The organism is Ruegeria sp. AO1, assembly GCF_056535985.1.
In genome coordinates this window covers 1,799,444-1,815,145 of the sequence record NZ_JBQFJC010000001.1, presented here as the reverse complement: position 1 = coordinate 1,815,145, position 15,702 = coordinate 1,799,444, and the positions used below count along the sequence as shown (strand labels likewise).

Here is a 15,702-nt window from a genome sequence, read left to right as displayed (position 1 = left end):
TTTTTCGTTTTGACAGCTTAGGTCTTAACCCGCTTTCTGGATCAGATAGACCTGATGGCCGTTCTCTTCCCCTTGCGACAGCAGGGTGTGGCCGCTCTCCGAGCAGAAATGCGGTACATCAACAATCGCCGCAGGATCATCCGCCAGCACGCGCAACACGGCACCACCGGGCAAAGACTTCAACCTTTTGCGCGCTTTCAACACAGGCAAAGGGCACAACAGGCCGAGGGCATCGAGGGTTTCAGTAGGATTAGACATAAGGCTCAAATATTTCGCCCAAGGCGCAGTGTCCAGCGCGCAACCACGAGGATGTGACTTAATAGCCCCGTGACGAAGCCGCCTCCATACCATATGTGCTGAAACATGTTCGGAATAGATATCATCGACGCGGGTCTGCTGCCTGCTATGTTCATCGCCCTGATCGGCGGTTTGATCAGCTTTCTGTCGCCCTGTGTGCTGCCCATCGTGCCGCCGTATCTGGCGTATATGAGCGGCGTCAGCATCAACGAAATGCAGGATCAGGCCCGCGCCCGGCGCAAGGCGACTTTGACTGCCTTGTTCTTCGTTTTGGGTCTGTCGACCGTGTTCCTGCTGCTTGGCTTTACCGCCTCGGCCTTCGGGGCGTTTGTTCTAAAAAATCAGGTGCTTTTCGCCAAGCTCTCGGGTGCGGTTGTGATTGTCTTTGGTCTGCACTTTCTGAACGTGTTCCGCATCCCTTTGCTTGATCGCGAAGCGCGGGTTGAAACCGGTGATTCCGGCGGTACGGTCTTTGGTGCCTATATTCTGGGGCTCGCTTTTGCCTTTGGCTGGACGCCGTGCATTGGCCCTCAGCTGGGTGCAATCCTGTCACTGGCCGCGTCCGAGGCCTCGGTCGCGCGCGGCACGTTGCTACTGGGTGTTTATGCGGCGGGTCTGGGCATTCCGTTCCTGCTGGCTGCAATGTTCCTGAATCGCTCGATGGGCGTCATGAACCGGATCAAACCCTATATGGGCACGATCGAGAAGGTCATGGGCGGGCTGCTGCTGTTCGTGGGCATCATGCTGATCACCGGTCTGTTTACCGAATTCAGCTGGTGGCTGTTGGAAACCTTCCCGGCACTGGCGGTTCTGGGCTGATCCACCTTACCTTGGCCGCAATGCTGCGTTAACCTGCGCAGCAGAAGGTAAGGCCATGAGCAGTCAGATAAATCAGCCACAGCTGCGCAGGCGGCATGTGTTTTACATTCCCGGCTACGACCCGATCCCCGCGCGGCGCTACCGCGAGCTGTACCGGACCGAGTCGAAGGCGCAGGCTGAGATCTCGGGATATCAGGTTACGCTTGCGCCAAAGACGGGCAATGGCCCATTTGGCTGGCATGTTTCGTCCGTTCAGGATGGGATTGAGGTTCAAACAGATATCGAGGTTCTGGTTTGGTCCGATATCGTGCAGGACAGCATGTCGGGCTCGATTCTGGCGACCTACGGGCAGCTTGGTAAGACGGCGTGGACCTATATCTCAACAGGAACATTGAGGAGGCTGCGGCAACTCAGGAAGGGCCCGGTGATTGCAGCGCTTTATCCGGTGGGGATGCTGCTGCTGCAACTTCTCGCCGCCGTTTTCGTCGTGTTCCTAGCGGTCACTCTGGCGGGATGGTGGGGGCTGCTTCCGGGTTTGGCTTTGGCCTATGGCTTGCTGAGCTGGTTCCGTAAAATCGACAATCGCCTTTTTGCTTATTACCTGATGCATGATTACGCATACTCGGCGCAATTTCAGGGGGAGATTCCGGACAAGCTCCGGCACCGTCTTGACGGGTTCGCGGATTTGATCGAGGCCGCGCTAAAGACGGATGTGGATGAGGTTCTGGTCGTCGGCCATAGCTCGGGCGCACACCTTGGCGTTTCGGTTCTGGCGGATGTTCTGCGCAGACAGGCGTCAGATTTGAGGCGGCCAGCACTGTCGTTTCTGACACTCGGGCAAGTGGTGCCGATGGTCTCGTTCCTGCCCAAGGCACAGAAACTCAGGTCGGACCTTCAATTCCTGTCTACGCAAGCGACTTTGACATGGGTGGATGTCTCAGCACCGGGGGATGGCTGTTCTTTCGCCCTATGTGATCCGGTCGCCGTTAGCGGAGTCGCGGGTCCCGACAAGAAATGGCCTCTGGTCCTGTCCGCCGCCTTCACCCAGACGCTGTCACCAGAGCGGTGGAAAACCCTGCGGTGGAAGTTCTTTCGGCTGCACTTTCAATACCTCTGCGCTTTTGACCAACCGGGAACCTATGACTATTTCCGCATCACTGCGGGACCTCTGACATTGGCAGAACGGTTCAAAGACCGCGCACCGTCGAACAGCCGGATCGAGACGCCTGTTTCCAAATACACGGATACGAGCCGATGAAGCCGCCCAAGCCGCAATCTCGTCCGGATCGAGTCTCTCTTTGGCGCTATCTGAAATTGTTCCGGCAGGACCTGTTGTCGGCGCAGCCTCAGCGCCTCTACCGCGCGTGGATGGCCGAGTTTCGCACGCCTTTCTTCCGGTCCTACATGATCAATCAGCCGGATTTGGTGAATGAGGTCCTCAAGAAACGCCCGGATGAGTTTCCGAAATCCAGCCGCATCAGCGAAGGTCTGCGGCCGTTGCTGGGGGATTCTGTGTTTCTGACCAACGGTGCGACATGGAAGCACCAGCGCCGTATCATTGACCCCGCTTTTGAGGGCGGACGTCTGAAGGATACGTTCCCCGCCATGCTCGCGGCCGCTGATGCTTGTGTGGATCGGCTGCGACCTTTGGTGGGAACGCAAGTCGAGTGCGAACAGGTCACCAGCCATGCCGCCGCTGACGTGATTTTCCGAACTCTGTTTTCCGTGCCTATCGAACACGACATCGCCGCACAGGTATTTGATAGGTTCCGAGCGTATCAGCGCGAGCAGCCCTTGTTGAACCTGGCCGCTTTTGTGCCGCTCCCGCGCTGGTTGCCCCGATTTCATTCGCGAAAGACTCGTAAGACCGCGCAAGAGATTCGTTCCCTGATTGCCAATCTGACGAAAGATCGGGCTGCGGCGATTGCTGCGCATCGCGCGCCCGATGATCTGGCAACCAAGATCATGACGACACCTGACCTGGAAACCGGCAAGTGTTTTGAGCCGGAGGAGATGGTCGATCAGGTTGCGATTTTCTTTCTGGCCGGACACGAAACCAGCGCCTCGGCTTTGGCGTGGACGCTCTACCTGATGGCGCTTTACCCCGAGTGGCAGGAGAGACTAGCGAAGGAAGCTGAAGCACTTGACGATCGTTCTTTCGCGGTGATGTCCAAGCTGAAACTCAGCCGCGACGTGTTCCGTGAGGCCCTCAGGCTCTATCCGCCAGTGCCGATGATGGTCCGGCAGGCCAGTTGCCCCGAGAGGTTTCGCAACAGAGACATTCCAAAAGGGTCGCAGATCGTGATCAGCCCCTGGCATCTGCATCGGCAAGAGCGGCTGTGGGACAACCCGGATGACTTCGATCCCATTCGTTGGGGTACGGAAAACGGCAAAACCTGTCAGCGTGAGGCCTATATTCCATTCTCGACAGGCCCTCGCGTCTGTCCCGGGGCCGGGTTTGCGATGGTGGAGGGACCTTTGATCCTGTCCACATTGCTGCGCCATTTCAGATTCGAAACAATCCCGGACAAAACGCCCGTTCCGGTGGCTCATCTGACGGTCAGATCGCGGGATGGCATATGGTTGCGCGTGGTTGAGCGCTAACAAACTACCATCACCCATAACTGTGCTGTATGCGGTGAAGGAAATCGGAATCAGTCTTGAACGGGAAAATACTATGTCCAAAGCAGAACAGCGCGCGCAGATGTCAGATGGAGCAGGCTTTATTGCAGCACTGGATCAAAGCGGCGGATCAACCCCGAAAGCTCTGGCACTCTACGGTGTGGATGCCGCGCAATACGCCTCGGAAGAGGAGATGTTCGGCGAAATCCAGAACATGCGCGCGCGGATCATCCTGGCGGATGACTTCACCAAGGACAAAGTGATCGGCGCGATCCTGTTCGAACGCACCCTTGGCGAAGAGATCGAAGGTCGCAAGGTCGCCGATTACCTATGGTCCGTCAAAGGGATCGTGCCGTTCCTGAAGATCGACAAGGGTCTGGAAGACACTTCGAACGGTGTGCAGATGATGAAGCCGATCCCGGGGCTGGCCGAGACACTGGCCCAAACGGAAGGCGTGTTTGGCACCAAGGAACGCTCGGTCATTCATGAAGCCAACGCGGAAGGCATCGCCGCCGTTGTTGCCCAGCAATTCGACGTGGCCCGCGTTGTGACCGACGCTGGCATGGTGCCGATTGTCGAGCCCGAGGTGAACATCAACTCGGAAACCAAGGCCGAGGCCGAAGATATTCTAAAAGCCGAAATTCTGAGAAACCTCGACCAACTGGCCGAGGGGCATGAGGTCATGCTGAAACTGACCATCCCAAGCGTCGCGAACCTCTTTGACGAATTGGCCGATCACCCGCGTGTTCTGCGTGTCGTGGCCCTGTCAGGTGGTTACTCGACCGAGCAGGCCTGCGATCTGCTGGGGCAAAACGGCAAGATGATCGCGTCTTTTTCGCGCGCGCTGACAGAGGGGCTTTCGAAACAGCAATCGGATGCGGAATTCAACGCCGCCCTCGGCAGCAATATCGACAAGATCTTCAAAGCGTCCGCGTGACGCCTAAACCGGTTTGACGAAATCGCGGCGCATCTGTGCCGCTTTTTCCCGGCTGACGCAGCCTATCGCGTGATCATTGATCAGCCCCATCGCCTGCATGAAGGCAAAAACGGTGGTGGGGCCGACAAACTTCCATCCCCGCTTCTTAAGGTCTTTCGACATCGCGACCGACTCGGTCGAGGTGCTGGCGGTCTGTGGCTCTGGCGGTGAGGTCGGTTCATACCGCCAGACATAGGCCGCGAGGGAACCTTCCTGCGCCACCAACTCCTGCGCACGACGGGCGTTGTTGATCACGGCTTCGATCTTGCCGCGATGGCGGATGATACCTGCATCTTGAAGAAGGCGTTCGATATCTGCCTCAGAAAACTCGGCCATCTTGTTGAAATCAAAGTCGTAAAAGGCTTGTCGAAAATTCTCGCGCTTGTTCAGGATCGTGCGCCAGCTGAGGCCGGACTGAAAACTCTCAAGACACAGTTTTTCGAACAATCGTCGATCATCGGACACCGGGTATCCCCATTCTGTGTCGTGATAGTCGAAGAACTCAGGCGCCGCTTGACACCAGGCGCATCGGGCGAGGCCATCAGGACCCAAAACGGTTTTACTCATAAATGTACCTATTTTGTTCTCATCCAGCCTACACTCAAAGCTGAGGCTCTGACAAGCGTCAAAGCTTGTCGCGGTACCAGTTCAGAACAAAAACACGAATGGCCGATGCCAACCCTGTTTCAGGGTCGCGTGCAACATCAATATCTGCCGCCAACGCGTTGATGGGTTGTTGTTTTTCTTCGGCGATGTCGCGGAACGCACGCCAGAATTCATCTTCAAGCGAGACTGACGTCCGGTGCCCCTTGAGGGTCAGAGAGCGTTTGACCGGCGGGCCGCTCATTCATCCAGCTCGTGATTGTCCAGATCGCGGTTCTGCTTTTCTTTTTGCAGCTTCACGACCTGTTTTTCGGCCTTGCTGCGCCCGAAGGCGACCGCATTTTGATCCGCGCGGGCCTTTTTTTCGGCCCGCGCTTTTTCCTTCCGATACCGGTTCAAGTTGACCGGCTTACCCATCAGTCTTTCGGGCCGATCATCTGTTCGGGGCGCACAACGGCGTCGAAGGTCTCTTCATCGACAAAGCCCAGTGCGATGGCCTCTTCCTTGAGGGTAGTACCGTTTTTGTGCGCCGTTTTGGCAACCGTAGTGGCGTTGTCATAGCCGATGGTTGGGGCCAGAGCGGTCACCAGCATCAGCGATTCCTTCATCAGCTTGTCGATGCGCGGTTCGTTGGCTTGAATGCCCGACAGCATCCGTTCGGTAAAGCTGTCGGTGGCATCGCCCAGCAGTTGGATCGACTGCAGAAGGTTGTAAGACATCATCGGGTTATAGACATTCAGCTGGAAATGACCCTGAGAGCCCGCAAACTTTATCGCAGCATCATTGCCCATGACATGTGCGGCCACCTGAGTGAGGGCTTCGGCCTGTGTCGGGTTCACTTTACCAGGCATAATGGAAGACCCTGGCTCGTTTTCTGGTAGAATCAGCTCTCCTAGACCCGAGCGAGGACCTGAGCCTAGCAGGCGAATGTCGTTAGCAATCTTGTAGCAAGACCCGGCGATGGTCGCCAATGCACCCGACAAGAAGACCATGGCGTCATGCGCGGCTAGGGCTTCAAATTTGTTTGGAGCGGTTACAAAGGGCAGGTCAGTGATTTCAGCCATGTTGGCGGCGACGGCTTCGTCCCATCCACCATGGGTGTTCAACCCGGTTCCAACGGCGGTGCCACCCTGCGCCAGTTCGTAGATACCGGGCATTGCAGCCTCAACACGGGTAATGCCCTGACGGATCTGATGGGCGTAGGCTCCGAATTCCTGCTCCAGCGTCAGGGGAGTCGCATCCTGCGTATGAGTGCGGCCGATCTTGATGATACCCGCGAATTCAGCCGCCTTTTTCTCAAGCGTTTCCGCGAATTTGGTCAGGCCTGGTAGCAGCACGTCGCGCACGCTGACCGCAGTTGCGATATGCATGGCGGTGGGGAAAGTGTCGTTCGACGATTGGCCCATGTTGCAGTGATCATTTGGATGAACCGGGTCTTTTGAGCCGATCACGCCGCCCAGAATCTCGATCGCGCGGTTTGCGATCACTTCATTCGAGTTCATGTTGGACTGCGTGCCCGAGCCGGTCTGCCATACGACCAGAGGGAAGTTGTCGTCGAACTTGCCCTCGATCACCTCGCCAGCGGCCTGAATGATTGCGTCGGCGATCTTGGCGTCCAGCTTGCCGGTCGCTTTGTTCTCCATCGCGCAGGCTTTTTTGATCACGCCCAGAGCGCGCACGATGGCCACGGGCTGCTTCTCCCAACCGATGGGGAAGTTCATAATCGAGCGCTGCGTCTGCGCCCCCCAGTACTTGTCAGCGGGAACCTCGAGCGGGCCAAAGCTGTCGGATTCGGTGCGGGTCTGAGACATCGGGTACTCCGTCTGGTATGCAGTTGTATGCCGTTTAGCCAAGGCAGCGCCGCAACGCAATTGGCCAGTTGCGCGCAGCTTAAACTCAACAAAACCCAAGGTATAGGCGCAAGGCGGGTGAAATTGTTCCAATCGCGCGCGCAAGCCCCATTGTGCGCGCCTGCCGCTGAGCTACAATATATGTGTGGCCATCGTGGAGGATGAAATGCCAATCTCAGCTCGGATGATTCCGTTGAAAACCATGCTGTTGGCCATGGGGCTGGTCCTGCTGGGCACGCTGGCAAACGCATCCAGTATCACGCCCTTCGTCGGGGACTACACCGGATCCGCCAATGTTGTCGACGTAGATGGAACTGCAACGCCTCGGGATATGAGCGTTTCGATCCATGAGACCCGCCACGGGTTCAATGTCAGCTGGACCACAACGACCTACAAGCTGGACGGGCGGGTCAAGCAACAGAAATTCTCGGTCGACTTTGTGCCCTCGGACCGGCCCGATGTGTTTTCGGCAGCCATGCAACGGAATGTGTTCGGCCATGAGGTGCCTCTGGACCCAATGAAAGGAGAACCCTTTGTCTGGGGCCGGATTGAAGGGGACACGATGACCGTGTTTTCCCTGTTTATTGATGCGCAGGGCGGCTACGAGTTGCAGCAATATGATCGAACCCTGGCCGAGGGCGGGCTGAATCTGTCGTTCTCGCGCTTCATCAACGGAGACAAATCCCGCGCGGTCGAGACCTTTTTGCAAAAACAATAAACCCCGCGAAGAGCACGGGGTTTGATGGACTACTTGCGGAAGCTGTCCAATGAGACGACGTCGGCGTCGTGATGAACCTCGGGTTCTTCAACCTCGATTGTCTCTTCTACGAACTCCTCTTCCGCGTCGTCATCCTCGGGTCCTTCAAAGCGCAGGCCGAATTCGACGGACGGATCCACGAACGTTTTGATGGCCGTGTAAGGGATGTAGAGCGGTTCCGGCGCATCGCCGAAGTTCAACGTAATCGCAAAGCCGTTTTCGCCGACCTCAAGGTTTTCGAACCAATGTTGCATCACGATCGTCATCTCTTCGGGATAGCGGTCACGCAGCCAGTCTGCGATGTCGACGCCGTCTTCTCTTGTATCGAACGTGATGAAGAAATGGTGCGCGCCTGGTAGCCCGGTTTCAGAGACACCGGTCAGAACGGTTTTGATCAGCCCGCGCATGGCGGTGTGCATCAGGTTTCCATAGTCGATGTCTTGCGACATGTGTCATCCTCGAAAGTGGTTACTTCCAGCATAGGCGTTTTAGCTGGAAACGAAAGGGCGGGTATCGCCGGATTGATCATAATAGCTGGATAGCGATGCCAGTGACGGACATCAGTGCCAGAACCGTTGCCATCCCTAATTTTGCCCGAAAAATCAATACCCCAGCGGCGATAGTGAGCGCAACCGCAGTGAGGTTTAGCGAGTCCCACCCAGGCAGAGGTATCGAGACAGGCCCCCAACTGTATTGCGTGAGCGCACCGAATAGAACGTTCAAGGCGAACCACACGGAAAGGTTGAGAATCACACCTACGACGGCTGCCGTTATGCCATGCAAAGCGGCAGAGAGCCGAGGGCGGGTCGCCAGTTTGTCCAAGTACGGAGCGGCCAGAAAGATCCAAAGGAAACACGGAACGAACGTCGCCCATAGCGCAACCGCACCTGCGGCGAAGGCAAGCGAGACCCCTCCGTTGATTTGTCCAGTCAGCATCGCGACGAATTGCGTGACCAGAATCAACGGCCCGGGGGTGGTTTCCGCAAGGCCCAGCGCGTCGATCATCTGGCCGGTGCTGATCCATTGATATTGATCGACCACTGTCTGTGTCATGTAGGCCAAAACAGCGTAGGCCCCGCCAAAGGTCACCACGGCCAGACGGGCGAAGAACCATCCCAAGTCGCTGAGCAATTGATGACCGGACAGGGACAGGAGGACCAATGGTCCGAGCCAGAGCGGCACCCAAATGGCAACCGTGCGTAGAGTGCCGGAAAAACTTGCGCGTGAGGAGGTGTCTTGCCGCGCAACGGGTCCTTTGAAAGACACATAGCCCCATAGCGCGGCGGCCAGAATGATCAGTGGAAAGGGCAGGTTGAACAGGAAGATACCCAGGAACCCGATCCCCGCGATGAGGCGGTGTTCCGTGTCGGTTAATGCCTTTCGTGACAACTTCAGAAGCGCTTGAAGGACGATCACGATGACCGTGGCCTTGATCCCCAGAAAACCGGCTTGCACAAGGGGCAGGGTGCCGAAGCTCGCATAGAGCAGAACCAGCGCAGAGATGACTATTGCCCCCGGTAGAACAAACAGGGTGCCAGCAATCAACCCTCCGGTCACGCCCCGAAGACGCCAACCCGCATAAGTGGCCAGCTGCATCGCCTCTGGCCCCGGCAGCAACATGCATAGAGACAAGGCGCGCAAATAAGTTTCCTCAGACAACCAAGCGCGACGGTCTACCAACTCCTGATGCATCAAGGATATCTGCGCTGCAGGGCCGCCGAAGGACAAAAGACCAATTCTGCCGAAGACCAGAACAAGGTCGCGTACTGAAGGCGCCATGTCACGCCAGCCCGACGGTCAAAATGCGCTCGGACAGCTGGCTTTGTCGATCACGAAGCATGACCCATTTCCCTGCAATAACGTCCGCGCGCTGAATGCGCGCAGCACGTATGGCCTTAGCTATCGCGTCTGAAACTTGGGGGTCAAGGCGGCTTGGGTGTTCAGAACCAATCCAGTCGATGACCGGTCATGCAGACGGGAAGGGTATCCTGCGGAAATTGCCCAAGCTGTTCAAAGAACGATATGAAATCGAACTGGTTGTAGGCCTCGACCATCTTTTTGCCTTTGAAGCGGGCCATGACCTGGCCGGTCACCTCCAGCGGGGCATCATTGTCAGCGCGGAAGGTTTTGACATGTAGAATGGCGGACACCCAATCCCCGTTTTCGATGATCTTTGGCAGCTCCACCGAGATTTCACCCAGAATATGCCGGAAGGCCATCACCAGATCGCGAAAATCATCGGCCCCAACCTGCATTTCAGGGATTAGCCCCTCAGCCATGGTTTCCGGTGCAAAATATTGATCAATCACATCGGTATTCCCTTGTTCCCAAACTTCGGCATACCAAGCTTTCAAGATATCTGAGTGGGTCATCCCGGCCCTCCTGTCTGTCTGAGAGGACTCTGGACAAAAGGGATGAAAAAACTCTGAATCTGAGCCGAAATAAAAATAAATGCAGACATAAGGTGGGGGGAAATGCAGGTTTCTGTTGCCAGGTACCTGCGAACCCCGCCTTACGCGGCTAGGCGCAAGGGCTTAAGTTTCGGTCTTGTTACTGCTTACGCAGCAACTGCAACCGGAGCACGATTGTCGTTTGCAATTGTACTAGTTTCGCCGATAACGGTGGCAGACAGCCGAGACAAAGCTAACCCCTTTAGACGTTCGTCGATCCTATTTCGGCCCCCCGATCCTGAAAGTGATCCTCAAACGAAGGATGCCCCCAGAAGGTATATGGTGGAGCCGCCGGGTACCGCCCCCGGGTCCGATCCGCTTATTACGAGCGCGTTTATGTCCATAGTCCCGAAGGACAGACCTTATATAGGTGAGGAGATTTCGGGATGCAAACCCGGAAATGCCCGCAGGGCACTGTAAATCACGGGGTGCGGTTCAGGTTTGCGGCGATCAGCCAGACGGCCAAGACCAGCTCAATTCCCCCGAAAATCATGGCCTTAGCAAGTGGTGGATTGTCCAGCAGCACCGACACGAACCGCCCCAAAGCCGCCCCGGCATAGGCTACGCCCAGCATGGCGTATGCCATTGGGTGGTTTAGCCAGATCACGGCGATGCCCGTGACAACGAACAACCCTCCGACCGAGGCGCGCATCTCGCTCAGACCCATGTTGCTGTTCGTCGGGGCCAGATCCAGCGCCGTCGCGGTGTGCAAAGGTGCGAGAAAGCCGAACAGGCCAAAGCCGATGGTCAGCAGAGCTGCGATGACGTTGAGGATATGTACCATGATCGTGCCTTTATCCGGTTACACCGCGTAGGCGGCGTCAAAGAAGTCTTTTTCCAGCTCGACCGCCCTGTGGAACAGCCTTGCGACCTCGGCTTGCGCCTCTGGCGTCAAGGTGGGCCAGGTTTTGTCAAGTTGCCCGCGCAGATACTCGACCACACTTTCAAAGCCTTCCCCGGCATGTAGCGTGATCCATTCCGCGAACCAGAAGGGTAAATCGGGTTTCGGCGGATTTTCCGGGCTGGCCCAGCTGAGATAGACCCATTCGGCGACAACCAGCACTGCAAGCATGTTCTCATACCGGCCCGTAGCCGCAGCCTCCGCCATCAGGTCCTGAAACGCCTTGGTGGCGGGGGCAGCGTCGGTGCTGGGTTGTGTGCCCAGAGCCTCGAGTGAGCGCAGGAAGTAGGTGTTTTCAGGACCGGTAATCACCGCTAGAAATTGCGCGGCCAGAACGCTGTCGGCCAAGGTGGGCGCGTGTGCGATGGCGCTGGCCAGTAGGCGGACGAAGCCGTCGACGAACTGATAGTCCTGTTGCAGATACCAGCGCATCTTGTCCTCGGGCAGGGTGCCGTCTGACAGCTCGCGCGTGAAAGCATGGGTTGTAGCTGCCTGCCAGTCGGCAGCCTTGCCTTGGCGCAGCATTTCCGTGGGGCGCGTGTTCTGGGACACTTCGAAAACTCCTAACTTCTTTCAAAGCAGGACAAAGCGGTTTTTCAGAACATGTGCAAGGTTGTCGTGCGGCGACTAGATTGCGGACCAAAGCCCTAGTACGCCGACCAAAATCAGGCTGAGTGCCCAGATGAGTTCAAGGTTGAACCAGGTGCGTGAGAGGAATTGCAGCCCAAGCCAGCGATAGACGCCATAGGCCAGAAGACCGCCTCCTAGGATCATAGCCGCCGTATGCAGCGCGGCCACGGCCAGAACCAGCAGGGTGTTTGTTGTCATGATTTGAGAGATGGCCTGATGCCCGGCGTCCAGCTCATCCAAGTTGCATAGGCCCAGATAGATCGGAACCAGCATCAAAGCCGCGCCATGTGCCAGCGCGACCAAAAAGGACCACAGTGCGAGTTTGCTGGGCGGCACGCGCGACAAAAACCGAGGGTGGTTGCGTGTGACAGCAATATACAGCCCCATCGCAATCACGATCAGCGCGGCCCCGATGCGGATTTCGCGTTGGTAGTCGATCAACACGGCCATCATCGCAAACGGCAACAAGACACCCAGCATCGCCAGGAAATGACCGCCCGCAAGGGCCGCCAACGCGCGCCAGAGGGCGGATTGGCGTTGCTCCATTAAGGCGGAAGAGACAGCAAGCGGCCAGCCCATACCGGGATTCAGCCCGTGATAGGCACCGCTGAGAACAACGGCCAGCCAGAGGCCAGCCGTTGATGTCATCAGGAACTCCAACTCAGACCGAGGGGTAGCAGAAACTGTCGGTCGAACAGTCTCCGCCCTCCAGCCGGATCTGGTGGCTGCGATAGCCTTCGGGGAATTCGACCCAGAACTCGGGATCCAAAGTCAGGCCGCCGTTCTCACCGACATCCGCCTTGACCATCGCTGCACCACGTTCGCCAGGATAGAATTGGTCGTCCCATGTGGAATAGAGCGAGTTGGTCCAGTAAACCCGCTTCCCATCGCGGCTGATTTCGACCATCTGCGGGCCATAGCCAAAGTCCTGACCGTTCGGGTGTTTGGTCTTTTTGACGATCCCGCCAATTTCAACCTTGCCTGCCAGTGTCGGGTTCATCGGGTCCGAGACGTCATATTGGTGCATCTCTCCGGTGCCCCAGCAGGCGACATAGAGGTACTTGTCGTCGAGGCTCAGATCGATATCCGTCACCAGCGGTGGAACGGCTGAGAAGCCTTTCAGCAAGTCCGGCAGGTCATCCGGGTCAGCCGGTTGCGGGTCGATGGTAATTGTCTTCTTGGCCTCAAACGTGCCGTCGTCGTTTCGCCACCATGTGAAGATCGCGCCTTGCAGGTTGGTTGTGTCCACAACGACGCCGCAGAACCCATACTGTTTGACCGGATCATGCGCAGGCCGGATCTCCAACGCCATCTGGTGGTTTTCGCCCAGATCAATGGTTTGGATATTGGTACGGCTGCGCAGGTTCCAGAAATGGATGCTGTGACCATATTTGTTGGACAGCAGATCCTCGGCCACGATTCCGTTCTCGAACTGTGGCGGCAGACCCCATTCGGAACTGACCATGTAGTCGCGGGGCAAGTTCCACCAGAAATCATAGTGTTTGTCCTGCACGCCGCGTTCGATCTCATACCGTCCGATGATCTCGAAGCTTTCACAATCCATGATAAAGATACCCGGAGGGCCGTCGGTCCCGTCCTCTCCGCCGCCGCCCAGGGTGCTGACATAGATGCCCTCGGGCCCGCAATGGATGGTGTGAGGGCGAGAATATCCGGTCTTTGCAAAGACTTCTTCGGGTTCGATGATCTTGTGGATCTTGGCCTCAAGCGGGTTCTTAACGTCGATCACGTAGATCCGGCTGGAGCGGATGCCAGGAATGATCAGATAGCGCCGTTCCAGAAACGCATGTCCGGTCAAGGGCGACAAAGCCGAAGAGCAGGCGTTCCAGCCAAAGTGATGAAACTCATCGCCTTTTTCCGGCATGATGACCTGATGGACGATTTTTCCATAGTCGTCAGAAGTTGGATCGACATTCACAACCGCCAGCCCGTCAGGTTGCGAAAAATCCGGGCTGAGCATCAGCGTAAAAGCAAGCGTCTCAGTGGGGCCCTCCATCGCCAGCTTGGCAGATGGGTAAAAGGTTGGGTCCGGTCTTGTGTTCATAACATCCTCCCGTAAGTCATTGATCTTCAATTCATTCTGAGAGTTCCGGTCTTGACGCCGGGTGACATCCTGCCTGCTCGTGCTTCCTTTCTGCCTGTTGGTCTGCGTCAGATTTCGGGCCTGAATATCAGGCGGTTTTACGTTTGCGCTCGGCCACATCTCGGGCCAGTTGGCGCGTATAGGTTTCAAGTTCGATCAGCGTCGCGTCCACCGTTGGCGCATCTCGCGCTTCAAGTGCGTCGGCGATCTTGGTGTGCAGCGCAATGATCTCTTCGCGCGAGCGCGCGGTGAAGGTGATCATGTTCATCAGTGGCTGCATGGCCTCGACCGCACCCGCCAGTTGATAGGACAGCACTGGATTGTCAGCGCCATCGACCAGCGCGCGGTGAAAGGCGACGTCCGAGGCGCAGAAAGCCTCATCTGTCAGGCCCGGCTGAGCCTGACGAAAGATCTCGGCCCGCATTGTAGCCAGTTGATCCGCGGTGCGACGTTGGGCCGACAAAGCCGCGCAAGCGCGCTCCAGCGCATACCGCGCCTCACATGCCGTATCGAAACTAACAGCGTTCATCGACAGCAGCAGGGTTGAGGTGGTGATTTGCTGCGAATAGGCGTCCTCAAAGCTGATCCGGTTCACAAAGGCCCCGCCGGTTGCACCGCGTTGGGTGCGGATCAGGGACTGAGCAGCCAAGCGCTTCAGGGCCTCTCGAACCGTAGGTCGCGACACCTGGAACTGATCAGCAAGCTCCGATTCAGAGGGCAGGCGCTCATCCACGATCAATTCACCCGACACAATCGCGTTCCGAATGGCCTGTGCGATCTGGGCAGAGAGGTCTGCGGGATTGGCGGGGTCTATCTTCATTTTAGAGCCGGTCTGAAAATTTTATTTGTCTGACATTTAAAAGTCTGACATTTGAAAAGCAAGAGAGTTGAGTCGGAGGATCACATGAGTCGCGCATTATTCCGCAGCGGAATGTGGCTGGCGTTCTATGCTGTGATCCTGTGGGCGTGGTGGGTCATGTTCTCGATGAGTCGCGACATGGACCTCGACTGGATTGGTCGGCCAGGGCCGATGGGACAGGCCATGTCGGTGATGGATCCGCGCATGGATATGTATATGCCCATGGCCGAGTTCGGACCTTTGTTCTGGATGTGGGCGATCATGATGGCGGCGATGATGTTGCCGACGCTGGTGCCGACGCTCCGCAGCTATGACGACCTGATCCGCAGCGCCAATGGTACAGGGGCTGGATGGCTGGGCGTTCTGGCCGGGTATTTCATCGTCTGGGTCGGGTTTGCGGCGCTCATTGCGGGTGTGCAACTTGCTCTGCTGTTCGGCGGTTTTGTCGATATGCTGGGCATCGCCAAGTCCCATTGGGTGGCTGGAGGGCTGTTGATCGTGGTCGGCGCCTTCCAGTTCACTCGCGCGAAAGAGGTCTGCCACGGCGTTTGTCATGCCCCAATGACGTATTTCCTGGGCCATTGGAAAACCGGCTTTGCGGGCGGTGTGAGAATGGGGCTGGGGCTCGGCGCATTCTGCGTCGGTTGCTGCTGGGGCTTCATGGCGCTTGGCTTTGTTGGTGGCGTCATGAGCCTTTTGTGGATGGGTCTGGCGACCTTGTTCATGGTTTTGGAAAAACTCCCCCAGATCGGGCATGCTGTGACCCGACCCATGGGGTTCATACTGATCGCAGGCGGTGTTGTGCTGCTGATCTATCCCTTTGCTTACGGAGGATAA

At 57.1% G+C, this 15,702-nt stretch carries 19 protein-coding genes and 1 other RNA gene; 6 read left to right on the top strand and 14 right to left on the bottom strand.

The annotated features are described in order from the left end of the window. Window positions 1-24 precede the first annotated feature (24 nt). On the bottom strand, window positions 25-258 hold the full coding sequence (locus tag ACR3FB_RS08975) for a sulfurtransferase TusA family protein (RefSeq protein WP_170373795.1): 234 nt from the start codon (window positions 256-258) through the stop codon (window positions 25-27). A gap of 105 nt (window positions 259-363) precedes the next feature. On the opposite strand from ACR3FB_RS08975, the gene ACR3FB_RS08970 reads away from it, so the two are divergent. The 4 genes from ACR3FB_RS08970 (at window position 364) to ACR3FB_RS08955 (ending at window position 4,675) form a co-directional block, all read left to right on the top strand. After that, window positions 364-1,116 (top strand): cytochrome c biogenesis protein CcdA, encoded by a 753-nt coding sequence (locus tag ACR3FB_RS08970; protein WP_170458345.1) that lies wholly within the window; start codon window positions 364-366, stop codon window positions 1,114-1,116. A gap of 55 nt (window positions 1,117-1,171) precedes the next feature. Next, a complete protein-coding gene (locus ACR3FB_RS08965; protein ID WP_480564513.1) occupies window positions 1,172-2,374 on the top strand; it encodes a hypothetical protein in 1,203 nt (400 codons plus the stop codon). Then, entirely contained in the window at window positions 2,371-3,720 is a 1,350-nt protein-coding gene (locus ACR3FB_RS08960) for a cytochrome P450 (protein WP_480564516.1), read from the top strand. Before ACR3FB_RS08965 ends, ACR3FB_RS08960 begins: the two co-directional genes overlap by 4 nt. Window positions 3,721-3,793: 73 nt before the next feature. Then, window positions 3,794-4,675, top strand: coding sequence for a fructose bisphosphate aldolase (locus ACR3FB_RS08955; RefSeq protein ID WP_480564519.1), 882 nt, complete (start codon window positions 3,794-3,796; stop codon window positions 4,673-4,675). Between the two features lie 3 nt (window positions 4,676-4,678). Here the strand turns inward: ACR3FB_RS08955 and ACR3FB_RS08950 are convergent, their stop codons facing one another. From ACR3FB_RS08950 to fumC, 4 genes are read right to left on the bottom strand one after another with little or no spacing between them, the layout of a single operon-like run. Then, window positions 4,679-5,281: a DNA-3-methyladenine glycosylase I gene (locus ACR3FB_RS08950; protein WP_480564522.1), complete on the bottom strand. Its 603-nt coding sequence runs from the start codon at window positions 5,279-5,281 to the stop codon at window positions 4,679-4,681. Between the two features lie 58 nt (window positions 5,282-5,339). After that, window positions 5,340-5,561, bottom strand: a complete 222-nt coding sequence (locus ACR3FB_RS08945) for a ribbon-helix-helix domain-containing protein (protein ID WP_170466824.1) — start codon at window positions 5,559-5,561, stop codon at window positions 5,340-5,342. Next, on the bottom strand, window positions 5,558-5,734 hold the full coding sequence (locus ACR3FB_RS08940; protein ID WP_480564525.1) for a DUF4169 family protein: 177 nt from the start codon (window positions 5,732-5,734) through the stop codon (window positions 5,558-5,560). The genes ACR3FB_RS08945 and ACR3FB_RS08940 overlap by 4 nt, the downstream gene beginning before the upstream one ends. Next, window positions 5,734-7,128 (bottom strand): class II fumarate hydratase, encoded by a 1,395-nt coding sequence (gene fumC / locus ACR3FB_RS08935; protein ID WP_480564528.1) that lies wholly within the window; start codon window positions 7,126-7,128, stop codon window positions 5,734-5,736. The genes ACR3FB_RS08940 and fumC overlap by 1 nt, the downstream gene beginning before the upstream one ends. Before the next feature lie 241 nt (window positions 7,129-7,369). Here fumC and ACR3FB_RS08930 point away from each other — a divergent pair, with 241 nt between their 5' ends. Further along, window positions 7,370-7,885 (top strand): hypothetical protein, encoded by a 516-nt coding sequence (locus ACR3FB_RS08930; protein WP_425083199.1) that lies wholly within the window; start codon window positions 7,370-7,372, stop codon window positions 7,883-7,885. Window positions 7,886-7,914: 29 nt separating this feature from the next. On the opposite strand, the gene ACR3FB_RS08925 is transcribed toward ACR3FB_RS08930, so the two are convergent. The 9 genes from ACR3FB_RS08925 to ACR3FB_RS08885 form a co-directional block, all read right to left on the bottom strand. Next, on the bottom strand, window positions 7,915-8,373 hold the full coding sequence (locus ACR3FB_RS08925; RefSeq protein WP_170466831.1) for an SspB family protein: 459 nt from the start codon (window positions 8,371-8,373) through the stop codon (window positions 7,915-7,917). Window positions 8,374-8,449: 76 nt separating this feature from the next. Beyond that, window positions 8,450-9,703, bottom strand: a complete 1,254-nt coding sequence (gene chrA, locus ACR3FB_RS08920) for a chromate efflux transporter (RefSeq protein WP_425082837.1) — start codon at window positions 9,701-9,703, stop codon at window positions 8,450-8,452. Between the two features lie 161 nt (window positions 9,704-9,864). Continuing rightward, a complete protein-coding gene (locus ACR3FB_RS08915) occupies window positions 9,865-10,296 on the bottom strand; it encodes an ester cyclase (protein WP_480564531.1) in 432 nt (143 codons plus the stop codon). Window positions 10,297-10,397: 101 nt separating this feature from the next. Next, window positions 10,398-10,770, bottom strand: a transfer-messenger RNA (tmRNA) gene (gene ssrA / locus ACR3FB_RS08910). A gap of 25 nt (window positions 10,771-10,795) precedes the next feature. Further along, window positions 10,796-11,158, bottom strand: coding sequence for a DUF4345 family protein (locus ACR3FB_RS08905; protein ID WP_170638655.1), 363 nt, complete (start codon window positions 11,156-11,158; stop codon window positions 10,796-10,798). Window positions 11,159-11,176: 18 nt separating this feature from the next. Beyond that, window positions 11,177-11,827, bottom strand: a complete 651-nt coding sequence (locus tag ACR3FB_RS08900; protein WP_480564534.1) for a TenA family protein — start codon at window positions 11,825-11,827, stop codon at window positions 11,177-11,179. 75 nt (window positions 11,828-11,902) lie between these two features. After that, the gene (locus ACR3FB_RS08895) at window positions 11,903-12,553 is read right to left on the bottom strand and encodes a hypothetical protein (protein ID WP_170373782.1); all 651 of its coding nucleotides are present in this window, start codon (window positions 12,551-12,553) and stop codon (window positions 11,903-11,905) included. A 13-nt stretch (window positions 12,554-12,566) separates the two neighbouring features. Further along, window positions 12,567-13,967 carry a selenium-binding protein SBP56-related protein gene (locus ACR3FB_RS08890; RefSeq protein WP_480564537.1) on the bottom strand — a complete coding sequence of 467 codons (1,401 nt, stop codon included), beginning with the start codon at window positions 13,965-13,967 and terminating at the stop codon, window positions 12,567-12,569. Between the two features lie 127 nt (window positions 13,968-14,094). Further along, on the bottom strand, window positions 14,095-14,826 hold the full coding sequence (locus ACR3FB_RS08885; protein ID WP_480564540.1) for a FadR/GntR family transcriptional regulator: 732 nt from the start codon (window positions 14,824-14,826) through the stop codon (window positions 14,095-14,097). A gap of 84 nt (window positions 14,827-14,910) precedes the next feature. On the opposite strand from ACR3FB_RS08885, the gene ACR3FB_RS08880 reads away from it, so the two are divergent. Continuing rightward, the gene (locus ACR3FB_RS08880) at window positions 14,911-15,702 is read left to right on the top strand and encodes a DUF2182 domain-containing protein (RefSeq protein ID WP_480564543.1); all 792 of its coding nucleotides are present in this window, start codon (window positions 14,911-14,913) and stop codon (window positions 15,700-15,702) included.

Excerpts from the sequence above, each read along its gene's own strand:
- ACR3FB_RS08915 (WP_480564531.1), bottom strand. The coding sequence starts at position 10,296 with ATGACCCACTCAGATATCTTGAAAGCTTGGTATGCCGAAGTTTGGGAA.
- ACR3FB_RS08930 (WP_425083199.1), top strand. The coding sequence starts at position 7,370 with ATGCTGTTGGCCATGGGGCTGGTCCTGCTGGGCACGCTGGCAAACGCA.
- ACR3FB_RS08955 (WP_480564519.1), top strand. The coding sequence starts at position 3,794 with ATGTCCAAAGCAGAACAGCGCGCGCAGATGTCAGATGGAGCAGGCTTT.
- ACR3FB_RS08895 (WP_170373782.1), bottom strand. The coding sequence starts at position 12,553 with ATGACATCAACGGCTGGCCTCTGGCTGGCCGTTGTTCTCAGCGGTGCC.
- fumC (WP_480564528.1), bottom strand. The coding sequence starts at position 7,128 with ATGTCTCAGACCCGCACCGAATCCGACAGCTTTGGCCCGCTCGAGGTT.
- ACR3FB_RS08975 (WP_170373795.1), bottom strand. The coding sequence starts at position 258 with ATGTCTAATCCTACTGAAACCCTCGATGCCCTCGGCCTGTTGTGCCCT.
- ACR3FB_RS08970 (WP_170458345.1), top strand. The coding sequence starts at position 364 with ATGTTCGGAATAGATATCATCGACGCGGGTCTGCTGCCTGCTATGTTC.
- ACR3FB_RS08890 (WP_480564537.1), bottom strand. The coding sequence starts at position 13,967 with ATGAACACAAGACCGGACCCAACCTTTTACCCATCTGCCAAGCTGGCG.
- ACR3FB_RS08945 (WP_170466824.1), bottom strand. The coding sequence starts at position 5,561 with ATGAGCGGCCCGCCGGTCAAACGCTCTCTGACCCTCAAGGGGCACCGG.
- ACR3FB_RS08885 (WP_480564540.1), bottom strand. The coding sequence starts at position 14,826 with ATGAAGATAGACCCCGCCAATCCCGCAGACCTCTCTGCCCAGATCGCA.
- ACR3FB_RS08880 (WP_480564543.1), top strand. The coding sequence starts at position 14,911 with ATGAGTCGCGCATTATTCCGCAGCGGAATGTGGCTGGCGTTCTATGCT.
- ACR3FB_RS08960 (WP_480564516.1), top strand. The coding sequence starts at position 2,371 with ATGAAGCCGCCCAAGCCGCAATCTCGTCCGGATCGAGTCTCTCTTTGG.
- ACR3FB_RS08940 (WP_480564525.1), bottom strand. The coding sequence starts at position 5,734 with ATGGGTAAGCCGGTCAACTTGAACCGGTATCGGAAGGAAAAAGCGCGG.
- ACR3FB_RS08905 (WP_170638655.1), bottom strand. The coding sequence starts at position 11,158 with ATGGTACATATCCTCAACGTCATCGCAGCTCTGCTGACCATCGGCTTT.
- chrA (WP_425082837.1), bottom strand. The coding sequence starts at position 9,703 with ATGGCGCCTTCAGTACGCGACCTTGTTCTGGTCTTCGGCAGAATTGGT.
- ACR3FB_RS08965 (WP_480564513.1), top strand. The coding sequence starts at position 1,172 with ATGAGCAGTCAGATAAATCAGCCACAGCTGCGCAGGCGGCATGTGTTT.
- ACR3FB_RS08925 (WP_170466831.1), bottom strand. The coding sequence starts at position 8,373 with ATGTCGCAAGACATCGACTATGGAAACCTGATGCACACCGCCATGCGC.
- ACR3FB_RS08950 (WP_480564522.1), bottom strand. The coding sequence starts at position 5,281 with ATGAGTAAAACCGTTTTGGGTCCTGATGGCCTCGCCCGATGCGCCTGG.